We start from the raw sequence: 6,320 nt of genomic DNA on the forward strand, positions 1-6,320 counted from the left end.
AAAATGAAAATTGCTTTTCTAACGCCAGAATATCCACATCCAAGAACAGGAAGTTCAGGCGGAATTGGAACTAGTATTATGAATCTCTCCAACGGCCTAATACTTCAAGGTCATCAAGTGATTCTCTTAATTTACGGACAGCAGAAAGATGATTTTTTTCAGGAAAACGGGATTGATTATTATTGTATAAAAAATATAAAGTTTAAAGGGTTATCTCGATTTTTAACTCAAAAAAAAATAGAGAAATTAATAAATACTTTAGTTTTAGATAGTAAGATTGACATCATTGAAGCTCCTGATTGGACAGGAATTACTTCATTTATTCAGCCCAAATGCCCCGTAGTTATTCGGTTAAATGGTTCGGACACTTATTTTTGTCATTTAGACAATCGTCCAGTAAAATGGCTCAACAAGTTTCATGAAAAGCGCGCTTTACAAAAGGCAAATGCTCTGATTTCTGTGAGTCAGTTTACTGCTAATTTGACCAATAAAGTGTTTAGATTCAATAAGTATTTCACCATTATTCCTAATGGAATTAAAATTGATTTATTTGACAATACTACTGCTAATTCAACTAGTTTTAATGCTATAGAAGAATCCCAAAATGAGAAAACGATTTTATATTTTGGAACCTTAATTAGAAAAAAAGGGTTATTAGAGTTGCCATTAATTTTTAATGAAATAGTCAAGAAAGATAGAAGTGTAAAATTAATTCTTGTAGGGAAAGATGCTTCGGATAGTATTTCAGGAAATGCATCTACATGGCAAATGATGCAAGAGCTATTCTCTCCAGAAGCTTTATTAAGAGTTAAGTATAAAGGAAGTGTCCCTTATCATGAAATTAAAACTATAATTAGTAATGTAACTGTTTGTGTTTTTCCATCATTTGCAGAGGCTTTACCCGTTTCTTGGATTGAAGCAATGGCAATGCAAAAAGCTATTATAGCCTCAAATATTGGATGGGCTAATGAAGTTATTGATGATGGATTAAATGGTTTTTTATTTAATCCCAAAAATCATTTAGAATATGCTAACAAGATTTTATATTTACTTGATAACCCAGAATTAAGAAAGCAATTTGGAATTCAAGCTAGAATGAAAGTTGAAAATCAATTTAGTAATAATGTAGTTGCAAAAAATAGCACTGACTTCTATAATAAAACTATTTTAAAATTTTGAAATAGTTTTTAGTCAGTTACATTGTCTTCGAGGTAAAATTATGCAAACCACCCCATTCTAATACCGAGAAAACTTATTGAGAGATATACGTATGCAAATAGTCAATAGTTTCTTTTTGCATCTCAATAATGCCTTTTACAACATCGCCAATTGAAATTAGTCCTAAAACAGTATTGTTTTCCACAACAGGTAAATGTCTGATTCTTTTAGAGCTCATCAATCCCATACAATAGTCAATACTGTCTGATGGCTTTACCGTTACTAAATCGTCTTCCATGATTTCATGGACGTAGGTGTCTAAAGAAGATTTTCCTTTCAAAACGACTTTTCGGGCATAATCTCTTTCAGATAAAATTCCTTTTAAATTCTCGTTTTCTATTATAAGTACAGCACCAATATTTTTTTCGCCCATTACTTTAATAGCTTCATAAACAGTGATGTTTGAAGTTACAGAAAAGACCTGCTTTCCTTTTGTGTTTAAAATTTGGTTTACAGTCATAACAATAAAATTTTGGTGAGTTATAAAATTATATAAAAAATAAATACAAAATAATTTTTTTTATTAACAATAGTGTTTAATGTGCAATTAAAATCATTTTATCCATTAAAAATCTAAGACAAATGCTTAAAAATTTGAATGTATTGCATTGATTTAAGATTTTGTATTCGAATAACAAATGGAAATATAGAAAACAATTTTTTTTTGGATTTATGAAATACAGTTTATTTTTAAGAAAAAAGCACTAATTTAAATAATTGTTTATATGATAATAAAAAGCAAAAAAAGCAGTAATTTATTAACATGCAAACGTTATAGTTTGTTAAATACCTTTTTTTATTGTTTTTTTTTATAATATTATGTACTTTAGTTTATTGTTATTTTTATTTTAATTCTGCTACTATATCGATTTAGTAATATTAAATCGATTTTATTGCAAAATAATTAATGGAAAGGCTAATTTGAACAATAAAAGAAGCTAAATAATATTTCTTATTAAGAAATTGTAATTTTAATGTTTCTCATAGATTTGTTCTGTAAGTGGTCAGCTAAATTAAATAAAAATAATAGTATTACTGTACAAAATTCCATTTTATTACAATACAAAATACCGCATATGAAAAATTTTACTTTAAACACCAAGGACACGAATACTATATTTAATACCAAAAATATAGCTTTAAACAGTTTGGAATATAAAAAGAAAACCTCGTTTTCTATTCAAAAAAAGGGATTTGAGTTGTTGAGACTAGTATTTGCTTTTTTGACTGTTATGTTTCTAGGAACTTTCTCCGTAAGAGGGCAATACACCACCCCTACAATAAATGCAGTAATTGGCGCTAGTGAATATGGAACACATACTGATGGTAGTAATCAAAATACCAATAGTGCTGTCGTATCTTACATGACATGGGACGCAACCAATTTGTATTTTGCAGTTTCAGGATCTAATGTTAGTGAAGCTATCGTACTTTATTTAGATAAAGATCCCCAAAATCCAGTAAATAGTGGTGCTAACTCTAATGGTACTAACGTTGGGTATAATAGCTACGATGGTACCAATTATGCAGAGTTGCCTTTTAGAGCTGATTTAGTGATTTATGCTAAAAGTGGGTATAGAGAATATAGAACGGCAAATGGAAGCAACGGTTGGTCGGCTCAGACTACTGCTTTTGGTTCTTATGCTGATGGTTCTGGGGTTCAGGAGTTTTTAATTCCGTGGAGTGTAATTGGTGGTATTCCTTCTTCGTTCAACTTTTTTTCTTATAAAGCATATACTAACGGTATTTATAATCAGCAGCCTACAGCTAATCCAACAGGTTCAATAGGTACATCTGCAAGAAATGAAAGATATTACACAGTAAGTTCAACAGGTAATGGTTCTTCTACTAAACCCTTTTCTCGTGAATGTGTTTACACTAACCAAACTGGAACATCAACTTTCAGTGGTACAGGTACATTTTATGATTTTACTGTTAATCAGAATTTAACTGTGAATGTTGGTTCTAGTTTCACGGTTTCCAATCAACTTTTTGTTGGTTCAGGAAGCACTTTTGCAATGCCTAGTTCAGGAGGACAAAAAACCATTACTTTTGGTTCTGTTTCAGGTAATACACCATCGCTGGTTTGTAATGGAACCATAACTCCCAACAACGGCTCAGGTAACGACCTAATTTGCACTTTTGCCCAAGGAACATCTACCTTGTCGGGTTCTGCAAGTGATGCTAACTTTCGACTTTTTGATATTAATGTAAGTAACGGTGCGACTTTACAAGCGCCAAGTTCAGGAACGGTTACACTAGGAATACAATTCGGAACGATGACTGTCAGTGGTACAGGGATTGTTAATTTTAAGAATGGTTCAGGTGTAGTAAATGCCAATGTAGTCAGTAACGGTACAAACAATTATAATTTTAGCAATACGTCAGGCACTGTTACGTTTAATAATTTGACCATATCTTCAGGTGCAACTTTTCGTCCTATAACATCCGGAACACATTTCATCAATATAGGAGGTAACTTGGTGAATACTGGAACGTATTCTACAAGTAATACAACAGGTATTTTGCATACCACTTTTAATGGAGGTGTCGCTCAAGCCATTAGTGCCTCTACAACTTTTCAGAATGTAACGGTTACTAACGCCAGTACAGCAGTTACCCTAGGAGGGAATTCTGTAATTAATGGTACTTTAACTGTAAATGCTGCTGCTTCATTAAATCTTTCCACTTTTACACTAGGTTCACCTACTGCTTTAACGATGCAAATAGGTTCTACTGGCGCATCTATTTCAGGTTCAGGTTTATTAACTCTTGGGGGTGATATAACTGTTACTGCTCCAAGTGGTAATAATGGAGCAACGATATCTTGCCCAGTAGCATTAGGAGCAACTAGAACATTTACAGTTGCAGATGAAGGTACCGCCGCGGCAGATCTTACAGTTAGCGGAATTATCAGTGGATCGACTTTTGGTATAACAAAAGCAGGAGCTGGAAAACTAACCGTTTCAGGTAACAATACTTTTACAGGTATTACTACATTAAATGCAGGAAATATAACAGTCAGCAACACAGCAGGGTTGGGTGCAGCAGCTCAGTCTGTAGTTCTTAATGCAGGTGTGTTAGACCTTGCTACTGATACAACCGTTAACGCTTATAATGTTACGGTAGGAGGAAATGCTACAATATTATCCAATAGAGCTACGTCTGGAGCAGGGATTTCACAAGTACTAGGTACTTTATCAATAGGTGCTAGTACATTAACAACTGGAAATGGTGGTAATGCGACTTCAGGTAATCCAGTGGTTCGTTTTGGAAATGTCACGCATACAGGAGCACCAACCTATACAGTATCCAATTCTTCAGCTGTATTAACTTTAGGAGCAGTTGCTAATTCTACCTTCTTAACAACGTTCAACGGAAGCGGTAGTGTAACTCAAACAGGAGTTTTTGGTGGTGGTACTGGAGGAATTACCTACAGCGGTTCGGGCACTTTAGTCTTGAATCAGGCAAACACCTACATCGGAGCGACTTCGATATCGTCGGGTACCATACGATTGGGTGCGGCTAGCAGTTTTCCAAGCTCAAGTGCATTAACAGTAAATACACCTGGAACTTTCAATCTCTTTAATTTTAGTGCAACAGCGGCTTCGCTTGCTGGTTCGGGAACGGTATCTAGCACTGGATCATCAACTACTCCTGTACTAACAGTAGGCGATACAACTTCCACCACGTTTTCAGGAGTTATTCAAAATGGTACTACTACTTCAGTAGGATTGACCAAAGTGGGCACAGGTACTTTAACAGTATCAGGTACGAATAATACCTATACTGGTGCAACAACAATAACTACAGGAACTCTATTAGTCAATGGAAGCCTTGCTTCTGGGAGTGCTGTTTCAGTTACAAGCAACGGAACTCTTGGAGGAAATGGTACTGCTGGTGGTACGGTTGCACTAACAGCAGGTACAGTTGCTCCAGGTAATGCTCCTTCAACAGTAGGGAATTTATCTACCGGCGCTTTTACATTTGATACGAATTCAAAATACACTTTCGATATTACTAACGTTGCAGGAAATGCCGGAACCAATTGGGATTTGTTAACTTCTTCCGGTGTAATAGATATTGCTGCAACTTCAGGTTCACCGATTGTAATAAATTTATCGGGTAATAATTCAACTGGATTCAGTTCTTGTACCTCTTACACATGGAAAATAGCCGGAGGTTCAAGTATAACTAATTTCGCGGCAAATAAATTCATTGTTAATACGGCCTCATTTGCGCCCTCTTTTACAGGAACCTTTTCGGTTAGCAATACCGTGAATGATATTAATTTAGTATATACAGCTGCGTCACCAACCATCACTTTGGGAAGTAATCCATCAGTTTGTTTGGGAACTACCTCAGCAAATCTATCGTATTCAGCTACTACCAACAGTCCTAATCAGTACAGTATTGATTATGATGCTACTGCAAATACAGCTCTTTTTTCAGATGTCTCCAATGTTAGTTTACCATCAACTCCAATTGTATTGACAGTTCCCGGAGGAGCCGCTGCAGCAACGTATAATGCTACTTTAACAGTAACGAATAACACCACAGGTTGCATAAGCGGAAGCTATGCAATAACGATTGCTGTTACTTCTTGTAGTAATACCATTACCACAGATACTTCTATTGCTGGTCCGTTCTGTGCGGGAGCTTCTGTTTCAGTGCCTTTTACCATTTCAGGGACGTTTGTTTCGGGTAATATTTTTACTGCGCAACTTTCTAATAGTAGTGGTTCGTTTACAAGTCCAACGGCTATAGGTACTTTAACTCAAACAACAGCAGGCACCATTAGTGCCACCATTCCCCCAGGAGCAACAACTGGTTCTTTATATAGAATTAGAGTAGTGAGCGATAACCCTTCCATAAATGGTGCTGATAATGGAACGGATTTGACTGTAAATGCAACAGTAACTATCAATGCTTTCTCCTCAACGACATCGACACGTTGTCAAGGAGCGGGAACAGTAACTACCACCACAACGGCGAACAATTCAACAGGAATCACCTATAGTTTAGATGCTACTACGGCAGCTTTTTCAGGCAATAGTATAAATTCATCCACAGGAGCTGTTACCTATGCAGCGGGCTGGAGC

At 35.5% G+C, this 6,320-nt stretch carries 3 protein-coding genes; 2 read left to right on the top strand and 1 reads right to left on the bottom strand.

The features are described from left to right. The first annotated feature begins 3 nt into the window (after positions 1-3). Positions 4-1,179 (top strand): glycosyltransferase family 4 protein, encoded by a 1,176-nt coding sequence (locus F6464_RS10125; protein ID WP_151107688.1) that lies wholly within the window; start codon positions 4-6, stop codon positions 1,177-1,179. Between the two features lie 73 nt (positions 1,180-1,252). Here the strand turns inward: F6464_RS10125 and F6464_RS10130 are convergent, their stop codons facing one another. Continuing rightward, complete coding sequence (locus tag F6464_RS10130) at positions 1,253-1,678, bottom strand: CBS domain-containing protein (RefSeq protein WP_151107689.1); 426 nt, start codon at positions 1,676-1,678, stop codon at positions 1,253-1,255. A 616-nt stretch (positions 1,679-2,294) separates the two neighbouring features. Here F6464_RS10130 and F6464_RS10135 point away from each other — a divergent pair. Beyond that, a partial coding sequence (locus tag F6464_RS10135; RefSeq protein WP_191963356.1) for a beta strand repeat-containing protein occupies positions 2,295-6,320 on the top strand: 4,026 nt, incomplete at its 3' end.

The sequence above is a fragment of the Flavobacterium luteum genome (assembly GCF_008806775.1).
In the GTDB taxonomy this organism is placed as follows: domain Bacteria; phylum Bacteroidota; class Bacteroidia; order Flavobacteriales; family Flavobacteriaceae; genus Flavobacterium; species Flavobacterium luteum.